This is a genomic window from Streptomyces sp. NPDC006529, assembly GCF_040611795.1.
In the GTDB taxonomy this organism is placed as follows: Bacteria; Actinomycetota; Actinomycetes; order Streptomycetales; family Streptomycetaceae; genus Streptomyces.
Genome location: NZ_JBEXPB010000026.1, coordinates 1 through 18,329, shown reverse-complemented (window position 1 = coordinate 18,329; position 18,329 = coordinate 1). Strand labels below are relative to the sequence as shown.

The 18,329-nt window shown below is 73.6% G+C and carries 20 protein-coding genes; 9 read left to right on the top strand and 11 right to left on the bottom strand.

Annotated elements, in window-relative coordinates:
• Positions 1-21: 21 nt before the first annotated feature.
• Positions 22-708, bottom strand: coding sequence for a copper homeostasis protein CutC (locus ABZY31_RS19110; RefSeq protein ID WP_356411820.1), 687 nt, complete (start codon positions 706-708; stop codon positions 22-24).
• A gap of 126 nt (positions 709-834) precedes the next feature.
• Between ABZY31_RS19110 and ABZY31_RS19105 the strand changes: the two genes are divergently transcribed.
• Together ABZY31_RS19105 and ABZY31_RS19100 are read left to right on the top strand one after the other, a co-directional pair.
• Entirely contained in the window at positions 835-1,497 is a 663-nt protein-coding gene (locus ABZY31_RS19105) for a hypothetical protein (protein WP_356411818.1), read from the top strand.
• Between the two features lie 115 nt (positions 1,498-1,612).
• Positions 1,613-2,836 (top strand): Cmx/CmrA family chloramphenicol efflux MFS transporter, encoded by a 1,224-nt coding sequence (locus ABZY31_RS19100; protein WP_356412025.1) that lies wholly within the window; start codon positions 1,613-1,615, stop codon positions 2,834-2,836.
• Here the strand turns inward: ABZY31_RS19100 and ABZY31_RS19095 are convergent.
• The 5 genes from ABZY31_RS19095 to ABZY31_RS19075 all read right to left on the bottom strand — a co-directional run bounded on the left by ABZY31_RS19095 (position 2,833) and on the right by ABZY31_RS19075 (position 8,787).
• Positions 2,833-4,275, bottom strand: a complete 1,443-nt coding sequence (locus ABZY31_RS19095; protein WP_356411815.1) for a lanthionine synthetase C family protein — start codon at positions 4,273-4,275, stop codon at positions 2,833-2,835. The genes ABZY31_RS19100 and ABZY31_RS19095 overlap by 4 nt on opposite strands.
• Positions 4,272-7,412, bottom strand: coding sequence for a lantibiotic dehydratase (locus ABZY31_RS19090; RefSeq protein ID WP_356412023.1), 3,141 nt, complete (start codon positions 7,410-7,412; stop codon positions 4,272-4,274). Before ABZY31_RS19090 ends, ABZY31_RS19095 begins: the two co-directional genes overlap by 4 nt.
• Before the next feature lie 153 nt (positions 7,413-7,565).
• Positions 7,566-7,721 carry an SCO0268 family class II lanthipeptide gene (lanA, locus tag ABZY31_RS19085; protein WP_356411813.1) on the bottom strand — a complete coding sequence of 52 codons (156 nt, stop codon included), beginning with the start codon at positions 7,719-7,721 and terminating at the stop codon, positions 7,566-7,568.
• A 411-nt stretch (positions 7,722-8,132) separates the two neighbouring features.
• A complete protein-coding gene (locus tag ABZY31_RS19080) occupies positions 8,133-8,405 on the bottom strand; it encodes a DUF4031 domain-containing protein (protein ID WP_356411810.1) in 273 nt (90 codons plus the stop codon).
• 10 nt (positions 8,406-8,415) lie between these two features.
• Complete coding sequence (locus ABZY31_RS19075; protein ID WP_356411808.1) at positions 8,416-8,787, bottom strand: hypothetical protein; 372 nt, start codon at positions 8,785-8,787, stop codon at positions 8,416-8,418.
• A gap of 104 nt (positions 8,788-8,891) precedes the next feature.
• On the opposite strand from ABZY31_RS19075, the gene ABZY31_RS19070 reads away from it, so the two are divergent.
• The 3 genes from ABZY31_RS19070 to ABZY31_RS19060 are packed head-to-tail and all read left to right on the top strand — an operon-like array spanning position 8,892 to position 12,531.
• Positions 8,892-9,935 carry a MurR/RpiR family transcriptional regulator gene (locus ABZY31_RS19070; protein WP_356411805.1) on the top strand — a complete coding sequence of 348 codons (1,044 nt, stop codon included), beginning with the start codon at positions 8,892-8,894 and terminating at the stop codon, positions 9,933-9,935.
• Positions 9,936-9,947: 12 nt separating this feature from the next.
• Positions 9,948-10,925 carry an N-acetylmuramic acid 6-phosphate etherase gene (gene murQ / locus ABZY31_RS19065; protein WP_356411803.1) on the top strand — a complete coding sequence of 326 codons (978 nt, stop codon included), beginning with the start codon at positions 9,948-9,950 and terminating at the stop codon, positions 10,923-10,925.
• 52 nt (positions 10,926-10,977) lie between these two features.
• Entirely contained in the window at positions 10,978-12,531 is a 1,554-nt protein-coding gene (locus tag ABZY31_RS19060) for a PTS transporter subunit EIIC (RefSeq protein WP_356411800.1), read from the top strand.
• A gap of 24 nt (positions 12,532-12,555) precedes the next feature.
• Here the strand turns inward: ABZY31_RS19060 and ABZY31_RS19055 are convergent, their stop codons facing one another.
• On the bottom strand, positions 12,556-13,806 hold the full coding sequence (locus tag ABZY31_RS19055) for a serine hydrolase domain-containing protein (RefSeq protein ID WP_356411797.1): 1,251 nt from the start codon (positions 13,804-13,806) through the stop codon (positions 12,556-12,558).
• 50 nt (positions 13,807-13,856) lie between these two features.
• Positions 13,857-14,075, bottom strand: coding sequence for a hypothetical protein (locus ABZY31_RS19050; RefSeq protein ID WP_356411794.1), 219 nt, complete (start codon positions 14,073-14,075; stop codon positions 13,857-13,859).
• Between the two features lie 114 nt (positions 14,076-14,189).
• On the opposite strand from ABZY31_RS19050, the gene ABZY31_RS19045 reads away from it, so the two are divergent.
• Together ABZY31_RS19045 and ABZY31_RS19040 are read left to right on the top strand one after the other, a co-directional pair.
• The gene (locus tag ABZY31_RS19045; protein WP_356411791.1) at positions 14,190-15,026 is read left to right on the top strand and encodes a helix-turn-helix transcriptional regulator; all 837 of its coding nucleotides are present in this window, start codon (positions 14,190-14,192) and stop codon (positions 15,024-15,026) included.
• Positions 15,010-15,270 carry a DUF397 domain-containing protein gene (locus tag ABZY31_RS19040; protein ID WP_356411788.1) on the top strand — a complete coding sequence of 87 codons (261 nt, stop codon included), beginning with the start codon at positions 15,010-15,012 and terminating at the stop codon, positions 15,268-15,270. The genes ABZY31_RS19045 and ABZY31_RS19040 overlap by 17 nt, the downstream gene beginning before the upstream one ends.
• A gap of 6 nt (positions 15,271-15,276) precedes the next feature.
• On the opposite strand, the gene ABZY31_RS19035 is transcribed toward ABZY31_RS19040, so the two are convergent.
• From ABZY31_RS19035 to ABZY31_RS19025, 3 genes are all read right to left on the bottom strand, one after another.
• Positions 15,277-15,879, bottom strand: a complete 603-nt coding sequence (locus ABZY31_RS19035) for a Uma2 family endonuclease (protein ID WP_356411785.1) — start codon at positions 15,877-15,879, stop codon at positions 15,277-15,279.
• A gap of 22 nt (positions 15,880-15,901) precedes the next feature.
• Positions 15,902-16,597 carry a beta-glucanase gene (locus ABZY31_RS19030; RefSeq protein WP_356412021.1) on the bottom strand — a complete coding sequence of 232 codons (696 nt, stop codon included), beginning with the start codon at positions 16,595-16,597 and terminating at the stop codon, positions 15,902-15,904.
• A gap of 98 nt (positions 16,598-16,695) precedes the next feature.
• On the bottom strand, positions 16,696-17,307 hold the full coding sequence (locus ABZY31_RS19025; RefSeq protein WP_356411782.1) for a phosphoribosylanthranilate isomerase: 612 nt from the start codon (positions 17,305-17,307) through the stop codon (positions 16,696-16,698).
• 113 nt (positions 17,308-17,420) lie between these two features.
• Here ABZY31_RS19025 and ABZY31_RS19020 point away from each other — a divergent pair, with 113 nt between their 5' ends.
• Together ABZY31_RS19020 and ABZY31_RS19015 are read left to right on the top strand one after the other, a co-directional pair.
• Positions 17,421-17,801 carry a type II toxin-antitoxin system RelE/ParE family toxin gene (locus ABZY31_RS19020; protein WP_356411779.1) on the top strand — a complete coding sequence of 127 codons (381 nt, stop codon included), beginning with the start codon at positions 17,421-17,423 and terminating at the stop codon, positions 17,799-17,801.
• Complete coding sequence (locus tag ABZY31_RS19015; RefSeq protein WP_356411777.1) at positions 17,798-18,133, top strand: helix-turn-helix transcriptional regulator; 336 nt, start codon at positions 17,798-17,800, stop codon at positions 18,131-18,133. The genes ABZY31_RS19020 and ABZY31_RS19015 overlap by 4 nt, the downstream gene beginning before the upstream one ends.
• Positions 18,134-18,329 lie beyond the last annotated feature (196 nt).

Below are 18,329 nucleotides of genomic sequence, written 5' to 3'. Positions count from 1 at the left end.
AACCGCTCCCGGGCCCGCGGGTCAGGACAAGGCCGTGCGCCAGCGGGCCACCGCGGCCGCGTCGACCGGGGTCGACCAGCCGCCGGGGCGAGCCGCACCGCCGATGTGGAAGGCGTCCGCGCCCGCGGCGCGCAGCCGCGGCAGGTGGTGCAGGCCGAGGCCCCCGCCGACCAGGATCCGCGGCCCGTAACCCGGATCTCCCCGTCGCGCGGTTTCCGCCAGCAGGGTCGCAAGTCCGGCGTCCACGCCCTCGGCGGCGCCCGCCGTCAGGTAGGTGTCCAGGCCCGGCAGGTCCGCGAGGGCCTTGCGCAGGCCGTCCCGGTCCGCGGCCCGGTCGATGGCCCGGTGGAAGGTCCAGGGGCAGCCGTCCAGCTCCGCGACCAGGGTCTCGATGGCCGCCAGGTCCGGCGTGCCGTCCGCATGGAGGAAGCCGAGGACGAACTCCCGCGCCCCCTCCGCCCGCAGCTCCCGCGCCTTCTCGACGAGCGCCCCGACGTCGCCCGCGGCGAAGCCGTCCGCCAGCCGCAGCATCACGCGCAGCGGGATGTCCACGGCAGCCCGGATCGCCGCGAACGTCTCGCGCGGCGGGGTGAGGCCGTCGGCGGCCATGTCGGTCACCAGTTCCAGACGGTCCGCCCCACCGGCCTGGGCCGCGACCGCGTCCTCCGCGGTGAGGGCGATCACCTCCAGGAGCGCACGGTTGCTCATTTGACCCCATCCTTCGGATTGCTGCTCGTATGACTGGTATGGAAAATAGGTCTAGTCCAATATCCAGAGTACGGCCCTCCCGGCACCCACCACCAGCACCCATCACGCCACCCGCACAATGTGCGCATGGACTCCGACACACCGCAGCGCGCACACGGCGCCGCCGAGGGCCTGCGCGCCGCCTGGCACCGGACCGCCACCGAGGCGGGCGCCGACCGCGATCCCGGCCCCTACGCCGACCGGCTGCTGGCCGCCTGGGCCGAACCCCAGCGCCGCTACCACTCCACCGCGCACCTGGCCGCCGTACTCGCCCACGTCGACACGCTCGCCGGGCACGCCGCCGACCCGGTCGCGGTCCGCCTCGCCGCCTGGTTCCACGACGCCGTCTACCGCCCCGACCGCTCCGAGAACGAGGAGCGCAGCGCCGCCCTCGCCGAGCGCGCCCTGCCCGAACTCGGCATCGGCGCCGCCCGCACCGCCGAGGTGGCCCGCCTCGTCCGGCTCACCGTCACCCACGACCCGGCCCCCGGCGACACCGACGGCGAGGTGCTCTGCGACGCGGACCTCGCGGTCCTCGCCGGGTCCCCGCAGGACTACGCCGCCTACGCCGCCGCCGTCCGCGAGGAGTACGGCTTCGTCCCCGACGACGCCTTCCGGGCCGGGCGCGGCGCCGTCCTGCGCCAGCTCCTCGCCCTGCCCCGGCTGTTCCGCACCCCGTACGGCGCGGCGCACTGGGAGGCCCCGGCCCGCGCCAACCTCGCCGCCGAAGCCGCCCGCCTGACCTCCTAGCCGCCTAGCCGCCTGACGGAAGCGAGTAAAACCTCACAAAACAATCCGCGCGGGAATGCTGAACCGTTCCCCGCCGTTGGTGCGACACATGCCCGCAGCAGCCGAACGCACCCGCATGCCCGTCGCCGTCTACGTCCTCGGCCTCTCCGTCTTCGCCCTCGGCACCAGCGAATTCATGCTGTCCGGGCTGCTGCCACCCATCGCCGAGGACATGGGCGTCACCATCCCGCAGGCCGGCCTGCTCATATCCGCCTTCGCGATCGGAATGGTGGTGGGCGCCCCGCTGCTGGCCGTGGCCACCCTGCGGCTGCCCCGGCGCACCACCCTCATCTCCCTGATCGGCCTGTTCGGCCTCGGCCAGGTCGCGGGCGCCCTCGCCCCGACGTACGAGCTGCTCTTCGCCTCCCGCATCGTCTCGGCCCTGGCCTGCGCGGGCTTCTGGGCCGTCGGTGCGGCCGTCGCGATCGCCATGGTCGAGCGGCACCAGCGGGCCCGCGCGATGGCCGTCATGATCGGCGGCCTGTCCATCGCGAACGTGCTCGGCGTCCCGGCGGGCGCCTTCCTCGGCGAGCACCTCGGCTGGCGCTCCGCCTTCTGGTCGGTCGGCGCCGCCTCCGCCGTCGCCCTCGTCGGCATCCTCGCGCTGATCCCGCCGATCCCGCTGCCCGCCGAGAAGCCCCGCCTGCGGCGCGAGCTGGGCATCTACCGCGACCGCCAGGTGTGGCTGTCCATCGGCGTCACCGCGCTCGCCGCGGGCGGCGTCTTCTGCGCCTTCAGCTACCTCTCCCCGCTGCTCACCGACGTCGCCGGACTCGATGCGGCCTGGGTCCCCTGGATCCTCGGCCTCTTCGGCATCGGCGCGCTCGTCGGTACGACGGTCGGCGGCCGGGTCGCCGACGCGCACCTCTTCGGGGTGCTGCTCTGGGGGATCGGCGCCTCCACCGTCTTCCTGACCGCGCTCGCCCTGCTGGCCTCCGCGCAGGCCGCCGCGATCGCGCTGGCGTTCCTGCTGGGCTTCTCCGCCTTCTTCACCGCGCCGGCGCTCAACGCCCGCATGTTCAACGTGGCGGGCGCCGCCCCGACCCTGGCCGGGGCGACCACCACGGCCGCCTTCAACCTGGGCAACACAGGCGGCCCCTGGCTCGGCGGTACGGTCATCGACGCGGGCTGGGGCTTCGCCGCCACCGCCTGGGCCGGCGCCGCCATGACGGTCACCGCGATCGCCCTGGCCGTCGTCTCCCTGCGCCTGGACCGCCATACGCCGCCCCGCGCGACCCGCGTCGTGACCTCGTCCTCGTCGCACGCCTCCGCCGCCGCCCCCGCAGACCAGCCGGTCTAGGACAGCAGCAGCGGCATGTCCCACCCCGCGGGCGCGCCCCCGGCGGCGTAGGCGTCCAGCGCCAGCGCCACGCCCGCGGCGCCGTCCAGGTAGCCCGAGACGTCCGTTCCGTACGGCGTCTTCGTCATCGTGAAGCGGTAGCCGAAGGGCAGCTCCGGATCGAAGTCGGCGACGAGCCGGGCCGCGATCCCGTCCCGGACCGCCTCGATCCGCGGGTCGGCGAGGTGCTCGCCGAGGCGGCCGAGCTGGTGCAGGGCGCCCGCCCAGCCGTGGCACAGCGCGTTGTCCTCGATCCCCCACCGCTCCGGGGGCAGCGTCAGCATCCGCTCCAGCGAGGCGTGTGCCGTGGCCGCCCAGTCCGCCCGGTCCAAGGCCAGCCCGGCCAGCTGCACCGCGCGCGAGACGCCGGGGGCGCCGTAGCACCAGGACGGCCAGCCCGCGGGCCGGGTGTAGGCCCCGGGTCCGGCGAGGTAGTCGGCCAGGCTCAGGTGCGGCGGCCAGTAGGCCCCGTGCCCGTCGCGCACCACCCACCTGGTCAGCAGCGCGACGGCCGACTCGATGGCCTCCCGCTGCCCGGGGACCCGTACGCCCGCGCTCCAGGCCAGCGACATCAGGGCCAGCGGTCCCGCCACCCCGTGCGAGATCCCGAGGTTGAGGTGGCCGTCGGGCAGGGTCGCCTCGGTGCCGATCCGCGGCGCGTCCAGCGCCCACCAGCGCGGCACCCGGTGCCCGCGGTGCTCCACCTCGCCCACGGACAGCCGGACCAGGTAGGCCAGTACGGCCTCCAGCTCCTCCCCGCAGGTGTCGGCGCGGGCGAGCAGGTAGCGGCCGACGCCGGTCATCCCGCGCACCACCTCGTAGTGCCCGATGGTGGGCAGCGGGGAGTTCTCCGGGACGGCGGGCATCGCGGTGCGCACGAGGTCGCGCTGGTAGGCGTCGAGCCGCTGGAGCGCGGAGACGTAGCCGCCGGTGGCGCGGTGGGCGAGCAGCACGGCGAAGGCGAGGGCGCCGGGGCCCTTGAAGATGCCGCTCGGGACGGTCTCCCCGGTGCCGGCGGCCCGGGTGGCGACGGCCAGGTAGCCGTGCGCGCGGGCCGCGTGCAGGGCGGTGGGGCGGGCCGCCCCGCTGAAGGCGATGGCCAGGCCCGGGCTGCCGCTGCCGAGGGTCAGCTCGGCCCAGATCCCCTCGGGCTCGCCGTCATCGGAGGCCTCGGCGGGGATCCGGGTGGCGGCCATGGTGGCGGCGGGGTCGGCGAGCCGGTCGAGGACCTGTGCGCAGACCTCGCCCGCGCGCCGGCGCAGCGTCGTCGTCCCGTCGGCGGCGCCCGCCGGCCCGTCCCGCTCGGCGGTCGCCGGACGCACCGGGCCGGGGCCCTGGCCGGGGTGCATCGGGGGCACCTCGTCGTGGCACGTCCCGAGCGCCTGGTCGTCGCTGTTCATCGGGCGCTCCTGATCGTCGTGGTCGGGGCGCTGCGCGCCGTCCGGGCCGCGTGCGCGCGGCCCTCGATCCGGGTGCGGGCGGCCCCGCGCAGGACGGCGTAGCCACGGGCCTCCGCCGCCGGGTCGATGCCGAAGAGCCGGTTGTGCCGCATGTGCAGCAGCGACAGGACGGCTTCGTCGCGGTCGGCCTCGGAGGCGGCGAGCACCCGCTCGCCGAAGGCGCGCGGTTCGGGGGCCTTCGTCCACAGGTCGGCGAGGGCGGGGATGCCGAGGCGTTCGGCGGCCCGGCGCGCGGTGTCCCCGGGGAGGTCGCCGGGGCGCACCAGGTCGTCGGCGAGCGCGCGGTGGCGCTGGTAGACCTCGTGGTCGGGGCCCTTGGTGAACATGTGGTCCGCCCAGGCGCACCAGTCCCAGTCGCCGAGGGAGTCCAGCAGGACGGCGTGCCCGGCGGCGGCGAACACCTCGTCGGGGACGGCGGCCGCTCCGGCGCGCCGGGCCCGCAGCTGGATGACGGCGGACTGGCTGTCGGTCAGGAAGAGCCCCTCGGCGTCCTCCTGGGCGGCGGGCCCGAGGTAGCGGTCGGTCTCGGGGCGGTAGCTGTCCAGCAGCAGGGTCTTCACGGTGCCCGCCTCGACCAGGCGGCGCACGTGCCGGGCGACGGCGGGCAGCACCCGGCCGTGCAGCGCCTGCGGGTCGCCGTGCAGCCGGATCCGCAGGTGCGGGTCGGGGTCGCGGTAGCGCAGGAAGAACCAGCGGTCGACGTCCTCGTCGACCTCGGCGAGCAGCGGCGGGAGGTGGTCGGCGAGCAGCGCGTCGTGGACGCCCGCTTCGGCGTACAGCTTGAGGTACAGCCAGTCCTCGCCGGGCAGGTGGACGGCGGTGGGCGCGGTGCGGACGGCGGACCGGGCGAGCGGCGCGGGCGGCGCCGGTTCTCCTGGCACGGCGGGTGCGGCGGCGCGGGCGGCCCGGACCAGCGGGACGACGATCTCGGTGCTGTGTCCGGAGTTCCAGCCGAGCCCGGCGCCCCCGGCGGTGAGGTCCTCGTACAGCTGGAACCTCGGTTCGCGGGCGGTCAGTTCGGCGCGCAGCAGCCCCTGGTCCCAGGGGTCGCTCAGGTCGACGGGGAACATCTGGTCGTTGCGGGCGATCTGGATCCGGTCGGGCACCCGGCCGCGGCGCCGCCAGGCGCGCAGCCCCTCCTCCCACACGGCGGTGTCCGGCGAGCGGGCCGCGTCCATCAGCCTGCGCCCGGCGAGCCAGCGGCGCGGGGCGGTGATCACCCGCCCGTAGCGGACGCTGGGGAGGTACGGGAGCACGTCCAGCCCGGCCCAGTCCCAGCCGGACCACACCCGCGGGCGGGCCGCGGCCAGGTCGGAGAGGAAGCGGGCGACGGGCGGGGCCTGGGCGTCGAGGGCCAGCATGTGCGGGAAGACGGGGACGACCGGGCGGCCGGTGGGTCCGTGCAGCAGCCGCAGCCCGTCCTCCCCGGCGGCGACGAGCAGGGTGCGCCAGTCCAGGCAGCGCGGGTCGCCGCGGTCGTCGGCGACCCCGATGGGGATGCGGTGCTCCAGCAGCGGCGGGACCTGCACGATGTTCAGGGAGCGCGGGTCGTTAGGCATGACGTCGACCTGCGCGAGGAGCGGCTCGTCGGCGCCGCCCGGGCCCTCGCCGGGTCCCGCTTCCGGTCCCGCCGCCAGTGCGCGCAGTTCCGCGGTGAGCCCGGCGACGGCGGCGAAGCGGCCCGCGGTCGCGCCGGCCGTCCAGGAGCCGATGTGCGGGCTGCCCAGGAGGGTGAACTCGCCCCGGTCGAGGGCTTCCCGGCTCTCGGCCAGGATCTGGAAGCAGAGTTCGAGGGTGCGCGGGGCGCGGGCCGCGGGGTCGTGTCCGACGGCGGCGGCGAGCCGGGCCACGTCCGCGTCGGTGAGTTCGATGTCGCCGCCGTCGAGGACCGCTTGCTGGGTGAGTTCGGCGATCGCGGCGCGGCGCGGCCGGTCGGCGTCCTCGCCGGGGCCGGTGCGCGGGTGGGCGGGCGCGGGGGCGCCGTAGGAGGGCGGCAGGCCGAGGCCCCGGTGCGGGTCGACGAGGTCGCCGAGCGGGACCGCGCAGGCGGTGCCGTAGCGCTCGATGAACCGCTCGCGGTAGTCCCGCATGTGGTCGAGGGTGGTCCACTGCGGGGTCATCGCCCAGATCGCGGCGGCGTAGCGGCGCACCTCCTCGCCGACGGCCTCCGGCAGCACGAGGTCGGCGGGCATCCGCAGGTCGACGTGGACGGGCGGCCGCGTCCCGGCGGCTTCCTCGCCCTCGCCGTCCAGGGCGCGTACGGCGTCCAGCAGGGCGCGCCAGGAGCCGTGCCCCTCGCCGGGCGGGTCCGCCTCGTGCGCGGCGGCCGCGGCGCGGACCGCGCGCAGCCCTTCGGCGGCGCCGGGCACCGCTCCGTCGACGGCGGCCCCGATCCGGTCGAGGAGCGAGTCGTCGATGCGGTGCGGGGTGAGGGAGGTGAGCAGGAAACCGTGCTGGACGAGTCCGGCGAGCAGGCCGTCGATCCGGTCCGTCCCGACCGTGGGGAAGCGCTCGACGAGGGCGTCGAGGAGTGCGGTGTACGGGACCGGGCGGGCGGCGGCTTCGCGGACGACGGCGACGAGCGCGTTGTCCTGGACGGAGACCTCGCGCTCACCGGTGTGCCGCAGGAGGCGGCCGTCCCGGCGCACGCACAGGTCGTTCAGGACGACGTCGGTCCGGCGGCGGACGGCGGGCACGGCGAGCCAGTCGCGCACCCGCCGGTGCAGCCAGGCCCCGTCGAGCCGGACCGCCACCTGCGGGGGGCCGGTGAGCTCGGCCGCGGCGGTGGCGCCGAAGCGGGCGGTGGTGACGCCGGCGAACAGGCCGAAGGGGGTGGGGCGCCCGCCGGCCCGGCGGGCGTACCGGGTGAGGGTGCGGGCGGCGCTGAGGGTCCGCTTGCGGCCGAGGGCGGCAGCGCCCTCGTCGGTGGCGAGGCGCCGGAGGCTGAGGGCGAGGCTGCCGCTGGCGACCTCGACGGCCTGGCGCAGGAACGGATCGGCGGCGAGGCGGCGCAGGCCCGGGACGGGGTCGGCGGCGTCGATCCGGGCTTCCGCGGCGGCGCGCGGTGTGCTCGCCATGCGCACGAGCACGGGCCCGCGCACCTCGAACAGGTCCGCTTCGAAGGCCAGGTCCGGTTCCGGGTCCGGTCGCACGTCGTTGATCCCCCGTGTCGGTACGGAGAAGCGGGGCGGGCACCGGCCCGCCCCGCTTCACATCGGACGTCTACCGCGTCAGCAGCAGGTGGGGCAGCGGGTGCCGATGGCGTAGCTGCTCGGGGAGGTGAAGGTACCGGCGCCGAACTCCTGCGTCTGGTCGGTCACCTCGGAGATGCTGAGGTCGAGGTCCAGGTCGGAAGCGTCGTTGGCGAGAATCATTTCGATGCGCATGTGTCCCCCAGAGGGTTCGTTGAAGCGAACAAATGATCGGTGCAGCAGGCACGTGTTCGTCCCTGCCCCCCACACCTTTCATTGCGACAGCATTGCGCCGGGAGCGCTTTTTCGGCCAACCGGAAGAAGGAGCGGAGAGGGCCCTCCCGGCCGCAAGAACGGGGCCCGCACCGGCCTTCGCGACTCCCCCGCGAGTGGAATCACCGCTTCAGCCAGGAGCTTCTCCTGCCGCCGACACCGCAGGTTTACGGGCCCCCACGCCCGGAGGACTTGGCCTCGGCGGCCCTGCCGGGCCCCGACCGGCCACATCCGGCCGCCCCGCCGGGCCCGGATAGCGCCCCGTAGGCCCTCCGCGCCGCGTCACCGGCCGCGTGGCGCGATCTTGCCCTTGCCATATGCACAGGCGGCGGCTTACGGAGCGGCCGGGCGGCCCTTAGGGCGGCGCAGCCCCGCCGCCGTGATCCGGCGGACGATCTCCTTGCTGCCCACCTCGACCGCGCCCGCGCGCACGGCGTCCGCGTACCGGTGCGAGGGGACGTCGTAGTGATCGCGCTCGAAGGCGCGCTCCGGACAGCCGATGGCCGCCGCGAAGGCGTGCAGCTCCTCGAACGAGACGTCGCTGACCAGGTGCGACCACATCCGGCCGTGCCCCGGCCAGGTCGGCGGATCGATGTAGAGGGTCACGCGCGGCCCCCTAGCGCCCGAGGACGGGTCCGAGGCCGCCCACGGCGGCCACCTTCACGCCCTGCTTCCCGCACACCCAGTGCGGATCGGGCCCCAACTCCGGGTCCACGTCGAGCGCGTGGAGATCGGCGTGCGAGCAGACCGGGCAGAGCGGCCAGCGCCCGTACTTCTCCAGGAGCGCGTCCTGCACGTCCTGGGCGACGAGCCCGGCGAGGTAGCCGGCGCCCTCCGGCCACTGCTCCGCCCACCAACGGCGGTGCACGACCGAGTCCTCGACGAGGGAGACGACGTCGGCGTCCGCGACCTCACCCGCGATGAGGTCGGCGAGTACGAGAGCGCGAGCGGCGTGCAGCGCCTGCTCCAGAGGGGTCGCGTGGTCCATACGAGTCATTGTGGACCCGCGGCACGCGAAGTGGCGAAGGTCCCCCGGAGGAGCGGCCGCACGGGTCCTTGACGCCCGGAACCGCCTGAAAATATCTTTCAGAGGTGAGCGAAACCGAGAAGGAAACTTTCAGCGCGTCCGCCGGAGCGGCCACCCCCGGCCGCGGCCCCGCACCCGGCCCCGGCCCCGGCCCCGGCCCCGGCCCCGAGACCCTGCGCGCCAAGATCCGCACGCTCGGCCCCTCGATGACCCGCTCCATGCAGATCGTCGCCGAGGCCGTCGCCGCCGACCCGGCGGACTGCTCGCAGCTCACCGTCACCGCCCTGGCCGCCCGTACCGGCACCAGCGAGGCCACCGTGGTCCGCACCGCCCGCCTCCTCGGCTACCCCGGCTACCGGGACCTGCGCCTGGCCCTCGCCGCCATCGCCGCCCGCCAGGAGTCCGGCACCTCCCCCGCCCTCACCGCCGACATAGCCGTCGACGACCCGATCGCCGACGTCGTCGCCAAGCTGGCCCACGAGGAGCAGCGCACCCTCGCCGAGACCGCCGCGGGCCTGGACCACGCCCAGCTGGAGGCGGCCGTCACCGCGCTCGCGGGCGCCCGCCGCACAGACCTCTACGGCGTCGGCGCCTCCGCCCTCGTCGCCCAGGACCTCGCGCAGAAGCTGCTCCGCATCGGCCTCATCGCCCACGCGCACGGCGACCCGCACCTGGCCATCACCAACGCGGTCCTGCTGCGCCCCGGGGACGTCGCCATCGCGATCACGCATTCCGGTTCCACCGGCGACGTGATCGAGCCGCTGCGCCACGCCTTCGAGCGCGGCGCGACCACCATCGCCATAACGGGCCGCCCCGGCGGTCCCGTCGCCCGCTACGCCGACCTCGTGCTCGCCACCTCCGCCGCCCGGGAGACCGAGCTGCGCCCGGCGGCCATGTCCAGCCGCACCGGCCAGCTGCTCGTCGTCGACTGCCTCTTCGTCGGCGTCGCGCAGCGCTCCTTCGCGACGGCCGCCCCCGCCCTGGCCGCCTCCTACGAAGCCCTCGCGCCCCGCCACCGCGCCTCCGCGCCCGCCGCCCCGCGCACCGGCAGCAGCACCCCGGCCCGGAGCGCCGCCCGTACGCCCCGCACCCCCGGCACCGCCCCCTAGGAGCCCTCCGCCATGACCACCGACCCGGCCGTCACCGCCGCCCACGCCGCCCTGCGCGCCCAGCTGGAGACCCTCACCACCGAGGCGTTCCGCCCCGAGCTGGCCGACATCGACCAGCTCCCGACCCTCGACATCGCCCTCACCATGAACGCCGAGGACGCCACCGTCCCCACTGCCGTCGCCGGGCAGCTGCCGCGCATCGCCGCCGCCATCGACGCCATCGCCGAGCGCATGGCCCGGGGCGGACGGCTGATCTACGCGGGCGCGGGCACGGCGGGCCGGATGGGCGTCCTGGACGCGAGCGAGTGCCCGCCCACCTTCAACACCGACCCCGGCCAGGTCGTCGGCCTGATCGCGGGCGGCCCCTCCGCCATGGTCCGCGCCGTCGAGGGCGCCGAGGACTCCGCGGACCTGGCGGTGGCCGACCTCACCGCCCTCGACCTGACCGCCGACGACACGGTCATCGGCATCTCGGCCTCCGGGCGCACCCCGTACGCGATCGGCGCCGTCGAGTTCGCCCGTACCCGCGGCGCCCTCAGCGTCGGCCTGTCCTGCAACGCCGGTTCCGCGCTCGGCGCGGCCGCCGACCACCCCGTCGAGGTCGTCGTCGGCCCCGAACTGCTCACCGGATCCACCCGCCTCAAGGCGGGCACCGCGCAGAAGCTGGTCCTGAACCTCGTCTCGACCATCGTGATGATCCGGCTCGGCAAGACCTACGGGAACCTGATGGTCGACCTGCGCGCCTCCAACGAGAAGCTGCGCGCCCGCTCCCACCGCATCGTGGCCCTGGCCACCGGCGCCCCCGACGAGGAGATCGAGGCCGCGCTCACCGCCACGGACGGCGAGGTCAAGCACGCCATCCTGGTCATCCTCGGCGCGGTCGACGCCCCCCGGGCCGCCGCCCTGCTGAAGTCGTCCCACGGCCACCTCCGCGAGGCCCTGGCGGCCGCCCCGCCCACGGCCGCCCCGGCCCCCGCCCCCGTCACCTGACCTCGCCGGCCCCGCCACCCCGACCACCCACCACCGAGGGACGACCCGCACCGTGTCCACAGACAAGAACCGCGCCACCGCCGCCACGATCCTTCCGCTGGTCGGCGGCTCCGACAACATCACCTCGATCGCCCACTGCATGACCCGCCTGCGCATCGGCCTGCGCGACCGCGCCCTGGTCCGGGACGAGGCCCTCAAGGCCCTGCCAGCCGTCCTGGGCGTCGTCGAAGACGACACCTACCAGATCGTCCTCGGCCCGGGCACCGTCGCCCGCGTCACCCCCGAACTGGAAGCCCTCGTCGCCGAGGAACGCGCCGCCGCGCCCGCGCCCGCCGCCGCCCCCGCGCCCGCCGCCGCCCCGGCGGCCGACCACGCCCCGGCGCCCGCCGACGCGGTGACTGCCGACGCGCTCGCCGCCCGGGGCGCCGCCCTCCGGCAAGCGCAGAAGGCGAAGAACTCCACCCCCGTCAAACTCTTCCTGCGCCGCGTCGCGAACATCTTCGTCCCGCTGATCCCGGCCCTCATCGGCTGCGGCATCATCGCGGGCCTGAACGGCCTGCTGACCAACGCCGGCTGGCTGCCCGCCCTCGTCCCCGCGCTCGCCGCGATGGCCTCCGGCTTCATGTCGCTGATCGCGGTCTTCGTCGGCTACAACACGGCCAAGGAGTTCGGCGGCACGCCCATCCTCGGCGGCGCCGTCGCCGCGATCATCGTCTTCCCCGGCGTCGCGAAGATCGACGTGTTCGGTCAGCAGCTCTCCCCCGGCCAGGGCGGCGTGCTCGGCGCCCTCGCCGCCGCGCTGCTCGCCGTGCACGTCGAGAAGTGGTGCCGCCGCCTGGTCCCCGAAGCCCTCGACGTCCTGGTCACCCCCACCATCACCGTGCTGGTCTCCGGCCTGGTCACGATCTTCGGCCTGATGTTCCTCGCCGGTGAGGCCTCGCACGCCATCGGCACCTTCGCCACCTGGATCCTCGCCACCGGCGGCGCCTTCGCCGGTCTGGTCCTCGGCGGGCTCTTCCTCCCCCTGGTCATGCTCGGCCTCCACCAGGCCCTGATCCCGATCCACACCACCCTGATCGAGCAGACCGGCTACACCGTCCTGCTCCCCATCCTCGCCATGGCGGGCGCCGGCCAGGTCGGCGCTGCCATCGCGGTCTACTACCGCCTCCCGCGCAACGGTTCGCTGCGCCGCACCATCAAGTCCGCGCTCCCCGCCGGTTTCCTCGGCGTCGGCGAACCGCTGATCTACGGCGTCTCGCTGCCGCTGGGCCGCCCCTTCGTCACCGCCTGCGTCGGCGGCGCGGCGGGCGGGGCCTTCGTCGGCCTCTTCAACCAGCTGGGCGTGGCCTTCGGTTCGACCGCCATCGGCCCCTCGGGCTGGGCCCTGTTCCCGCTGCTGGGCGGCAAGGCCGGGCTCGGCGCGACCGTCGCCGTCTACGCGGGCGGCCTGGCCGTCGGTTACGCGACCGGCTTCCTCGCCACCTACTTCTTCGGCTTCACCCGGCAGATGCTGGCGGACCTGAACACCAACCCGGAAGCGGACCCGGCCGCCACCGCTGCCTCCACGGCTTCGCCGGTCCCCGCACAGGAACCGGCGATGTCGTAACGGCCGCCCGCGGGCGCGGCCCCGTCAGCGGGCCGCGGCCTGCGCGGGCAGGTTGAACACGTTCCCAGGCGAGACGATCTTCGTGATCGCCTCCCCGAAGACCGTGGTGGGCTCCGCGCCCTTGTAGTCGACGTCGGTGTTCAGCACCACGACGAGGGTCGCCTTCGCCTCCGGCAGGTACATGGTCAGCGACTCATATCCCGGCAGCGAACCGTTGTGCCCGATCCACCCCTGCACCCGGAAGATGCCGAGGCCGTAACCGGCGCCCGGGATGGTCGTCTTCACCGTGTCCAGCCGCTCCTTCTGCGTGGCGGCGCTGATCAGCGGCTTCCCGTCGGGCAGCACGCCCGTCGCCACGGTGGGCGCCCATATGCGCAGGTCGTCCAGGGTCGAGATCATCGCCCCGGCCGCCCACCCCCACGACGGGTTCCAGTCGGCCGAGTCCTCCAGCTTCCCGCTGGCCGTCTGCTCGGTGTAGCCCTGCGCGTGCGGCTCCGGGAACTCCGCGCCCTTCGGGAAGAGCGTCTTGTCCATCCCCGCCGGGACGGTGATGTGCTCGTGCACGTAGTCCGCGAGCTGCTGTCCGCTCAGCTTCTCGACCACCAGGCCGAGCAGGATGAGGTTGGTGTTGCAGTAGAAGAACCGCGCTCCCGGCTCGAACAGCACGGGGTGCTTGAAGGAGTAGTCGAGCAGCTGCTGCGGCGTGAACGGCCTGTCGGGATTCGAGGTCAGCGCCTTGTAGAAGCCCGGGTCCGCCGAGTAGTTGAAGAGCCCGCTGCGCATCTCGGCCAGCTGGCGCAGGGTGATCCGGTCCCCGTTCGGCACCCCGTCGATGAACTTCCCGATGGGATCGTCCAGTCCCGCCTTGCCCTGGTCCACGAGCTGGAGCAGCGCCGTCACCGTGAAGGTCTTGGTCTCGCTGCCGATGCGCGTATAGAGGTCCGGCGTCATCTTCTGGCCGTTGGCCTTGTCGGCGACCCCGAAGGACCGTACGTACTCGCCCTTGTCCGGCGTCCAGATCCCCACGCTCACCCCGGGCACCTTCGCGTCGCGCAGGACCTGCTGCACGGCCGCGTCCAGCTGCCGCGCCACGGCGGGCGTGAGGTCCCGTACGGTCCCGGGTGCGACCGGTGGATCGGTCGCGGCGGAGACGGCCGGTACGGACGCGCCCTGCGCGAAGGCGGCCCCACCCGCGACCGGCACCAATAGCGTCCCGACCGCGACGACGGTCACGGCCCCCCTGCGCAACCGACTGGACGAGTGCGAGTGCGTCATGGCCGGACTCCTGCCATACGAGGACAAACCCGAGTTTTCAGCGTAGGCGGTCACGGGTGAGCCCGCTCGTGGAGCACCGCTGCCAGCCGCATCGCGGTGTCCAGGTTGCACCGCCCCAGGTCCACGAGCGGAAGCCCGTACGTCCCAGCCGCCGACACCACGTCCACCCCGAGCGAGGGGAACACCACCCCGACGCCGTCCAGCGCCTCCTTGAGCTGCCCCACGGCCTCCTCCGCCGCCTGGCGCCGCTCCTTGGGGGTCATCACCATGACATGTCACCTTTCGCTCTGAGTAATCACTTTCCCCACACAGAGTGGCGACCCGCTCGCTAGCCTTTCAATGCGGACACCGCAACAACGGCACGTGTTGCCCAGGGAGTTGCCATGGCACGAAAGCACCTCGACCCCTCCTCCTCACCCCGCGCCCTGCTCGGCGCGGAACTGCGCGTAGCGCGCGAACGCGCGGGCCTCACCCAGGCCGAACTGGGCGAACCCCTCTTCGTCAGCGGCTCCTTCATCGGCCAACTGGAGGCGGGCACCCGGCGGATGCACCTCGACATCGCCCGCCGGATCGACGAAATCCTGGACACGGGGGGCTTCTTCGTCCGCAACTGCGGGGCGGCGGCGAAGTCGAAGTACCCGGATCACTTCGCCGAGGCCGCCGAGGCGGAGGCATTGGCGACGGACATCCGGGAGTACGCGCCGCTGATCATCCCGGGCCTGTTGCAGACCGAGCGCTACGCCCGAGCCGTCTTCCGCGCCTACCAGCCGACGGCCACGGAGGAGGACATCGATGAACTGGTGGCGAATCGGTTGGAACGAGCAGCGCTGCTGAAGGATCCAACAACGCCGCTGTTGTGGTGCGTTCTCGATGAGGCAGTTCTGCGCCGGACGGGAGACCACAAGGCGGTGCTGGCTGAGAACCTGCGTCACATCGCGGCGCTCATCCGGTCGCACCGGATCATCGTGCAGGTGCTCCCGTTCAGCGCGGGTGTCCACGCCGGCCTGTTGGGCTCTCTCAAGCTGATGACCTTCAAGGACGCGCCCCCGCTCGCCTACGTCCAAGGTATGGGCACGGGCCAGCTGTTCGACGATCCGGCTACTGTGGCCCAACACACCCGGACCTACGATCTCCTCACGGCCACTGCGTTGTCGCCTCGCGAGTCACTGGCCCTGATCGAGTCCGTGGCGGAGGATTACGAACATGACCAGCACGCGTGAGTACGACATCTCGACGGCCCAGTGGCACAAGTCCAGCTACAGCGCGGGCGATGGCGGCAACTGCTTGGAAATGGCAACGTGGCGGAAGTCCACGTACAGCGGCGGCGACGGAGGTGACTGCGTAGAGGTAGCCGAGGACCACGGCCACCCGGACATCGTCCCGGTCCGGGACTCCAAGCGCCCCGACGGCCCCCACCTGGCCTTCGACGCCCCCGCCTGGACGGCCTTCGTCAGCACCCTCTGACCGCACTCAGTGCGGGAAGGCCGCCGTATCCAGCGTCACAGCGAACGGCTCCGGCAGCACCACCTCGTCCCCGAACGGCACGCGGTCCGCGTGCCGGTACGCGCCGTTCTGGGGCCCGGTGAACAGCGTGGCCGTGGGGCCGTGCTCATCGAAGCGGTCGATGAGCAGATAGACCGGGACGGGAGCGTGGGCATAGGCCCACAGCTTCTTCTTCCGGTCGTCCTCGGCGTTGCTCTTCGAAGTGATCTCCACGACAAGCAGCGCCTCGGCGGCGTCGACGGGGTCAGAGACCTCGGCCTGCACGTCCTCGACCAGGACGGACGGCACGACCACCAGGTCCGGCATGTAGAGCTTGTCCAGCGAAGCGATGTGGATGCCGAGCCTCTGGTAGACCCCCCACGCCTCCGGCAGCGCGCCGTACAGCGCGCGCTGCACCCGGGCCGCGATCCCGTGATGGCGGCGGTGCGGCGGTGGCGCCAAGACGATCCGACCACCGTCGATCTCGGCGCGCCAGCCCTCCGGCACGTCCAGGCCGCGCCAGCTCCGCAGCAGGTACTCCCACGTGACGCCATCCGCGTTCCGGCCGGGCCCGGCCATGGCCACGGTCATCGCGGACCCCTTTCCTCCGGCACTAGCGCCGGTACACCTGGAGCGACGCGACCTCGTACGACAGCTCCGTCACCCCCGGCTCGGGAGCCGGGTGGTAGCGGCCGGCCGAGACCGAGAGGTTGACGATGAGGTAGGCGTGCCAGGAGCGGCCCACGCCCCGGCCGTCACTGAAGACGCGCGCGCCGTTGACCCACCAGACGGCCGAGTACCTGCCGAACTCGACCTTGAGGTCGACCCACTCGCCCGGCCGGATCGCCGGATCGCGGTAGTAGCGGTGGGCCTCACGGACGTGGTTCGACAGCTCCAGCAGATCGGGATTGTCGGGGTGGTACTCGAAGACGTCGATCTCCTGCCCGCCGTCCCGCCAGGTCCAGATCGCGGGCCACGCGCCCCGGCCCACCGGCAGCTTCACCCGGGCCTCCAGCACGTCACCGGTGCGCACCATGAAGCCCTCGTCGCTGCCCTCGGTGGTGAGCAGCCCGCTGTCCCAGTCGCCGTCGGGGCGCAGCGTCGCCCGGAACACCCCTCCCCGGCTGTAGGCGGGGTCGGCGACGAGGTGGTCCAGCTTGTTGTCGCCCGGATTGACCGGGCCGCCGTCGGGATAGGCCCACGAGCGGCCGGCGACCCACTGGGTGGGCGAGGTGAAGTCGGCGGTGAAGACGGGAGCACGGCGCGGGCGCGGCAGGAACGGAGTCAACCGCCGCAGTCGTTCGAGCATGTCCGAGACCATGACTTCGGTCTGCCCACCCAGCGCCGCGCCGACACCCGAATTCTCGCTCAGAGTAATCACATCAACACGTAAGGCGACAGACCCACTTACTGCCCGCGCGCCGAGCGGGCCGCCTTCACGAAGGCACGGATCAGCTCGGGCGACTTCACCCCGCGCTCCCGTTCCACGCCACTGGATACGTCGACTCCCCAGGCCCCGGTGGTCAGCACGGCCTCCCGCACGGTGCCCGGCGCCAGCCCGCCCGCCAGCAGCCACCGGCCCCGGGGAGCGGTGAACTCCTGCGACCCCCAGTTCCACGGCTTCCCGGAGCCGGGGTCCGGAGCGTCGAGCAGGAGCAGGTCCTCCCCGTACTCCCCGCAGTCCGCGACCTGCCGGGAGGTGGCCCGCAGCAGCGTCCGCCCCTCGGCCCGCAGGGCCGCGAAGTCCTCGGGCCCTTCCTCACCGTGCAACTGCACGCCCCGCACGCCGCTCTCCTCGGCGAACCGCCGCACCTCGTCCACCGACTGCCCCCGGAACACCCCCACGGTCAGCACCTCAGCCGGAACCCGGGCAACCAGCTCACGGGCCGTGGCGGCATCGACCGTACGCGGACTGCCCGCGGCGAAAACGAACCCGATGGCATCGACCCCGGCCCCCACGGCCACATCGACATCGGCCGCGGTCCGCAACCCACAGATCTTGATGAACACGTCAGTCATGCCAGAAGTCAACCACCCGGCCCGCCGTCAACGCAGACAGCCCTGCCCCTCGATGGGGCGCAACGACCCGACGCACCGTATTATGTCGTCGACAACATAATACGGTGCGTCGCATGGACGAGGATCTGCACGTAATCGAGGTGGAGCCCGCCGTGCGCATCTGGCTGGACCTGCTGCCCGGTAAGCACTACCGGAAGGTCGAGGAGTACGCCGAGCTGCTGGCAGCCCACGGGCCGCTGACCCCGATGCCCTTCGCCCGTCCGCTGAGAGATGGCGTGTACGAGCTGCGACCCACGCTCGATGGCGTGGCCACCCGGATCACCTACTGGTTTGCGCCGGGGCGCAGAATCGTGTTGCTGACCGTATTCCGCAAGACGCGCATGCACGAACCGGACCAAGTGGAACGCGCGGTGGCGGCCCGTATCGTGTGCGCACGGGAGCACGCCCCGGCCCACTCCACGTACAGCCGCGGCGAGGAAGGGGACGCGTCATGAACCACAGCCGCTGGAAGTCGGCCCGCGAACGAAAGGCCTTGCGGGAGTACGCCGAGCCGGCCGAGATCGAGGCCGAGCGGGCGGAGATCCGCCTCGCGATGGCGTTCGCCAAGGCCGTGTACGACCGACGCAAGGCACTCGGCCTGTCCCAGGCTCAGCTGGCCGAGCGGGCGGGGCTCACCCAGGCGAAGGTGTCCCGCGTGGAAGGGGCCGACGCCGTCCCCACGCTGCCCCTGCTGCGCCGCCTCGCCCACGCACTGGACGCATCCTTGACCATCGACCTCGGCCATGACCACGAAGAGGTTGCATTCGTGGCCCACCCGGCCGCGTAACCGGTCGCGGCTTCGCCGCGAGGGGGGCGGGGTTTCGAGCTTCGGGGTCGGTGATGCTCCGGGGGCTGCCCGTCAGTTCCACTGTCTTCCCGTGCCGGGGTGTCCTGTCAAGAGCGCTCCCTGCGGTCGCGTCGCTTCGCGATGGCCTGCGGCCACTCTTGACATGCCACCCCGTCCCGGAAAGCCAAGAACTGTC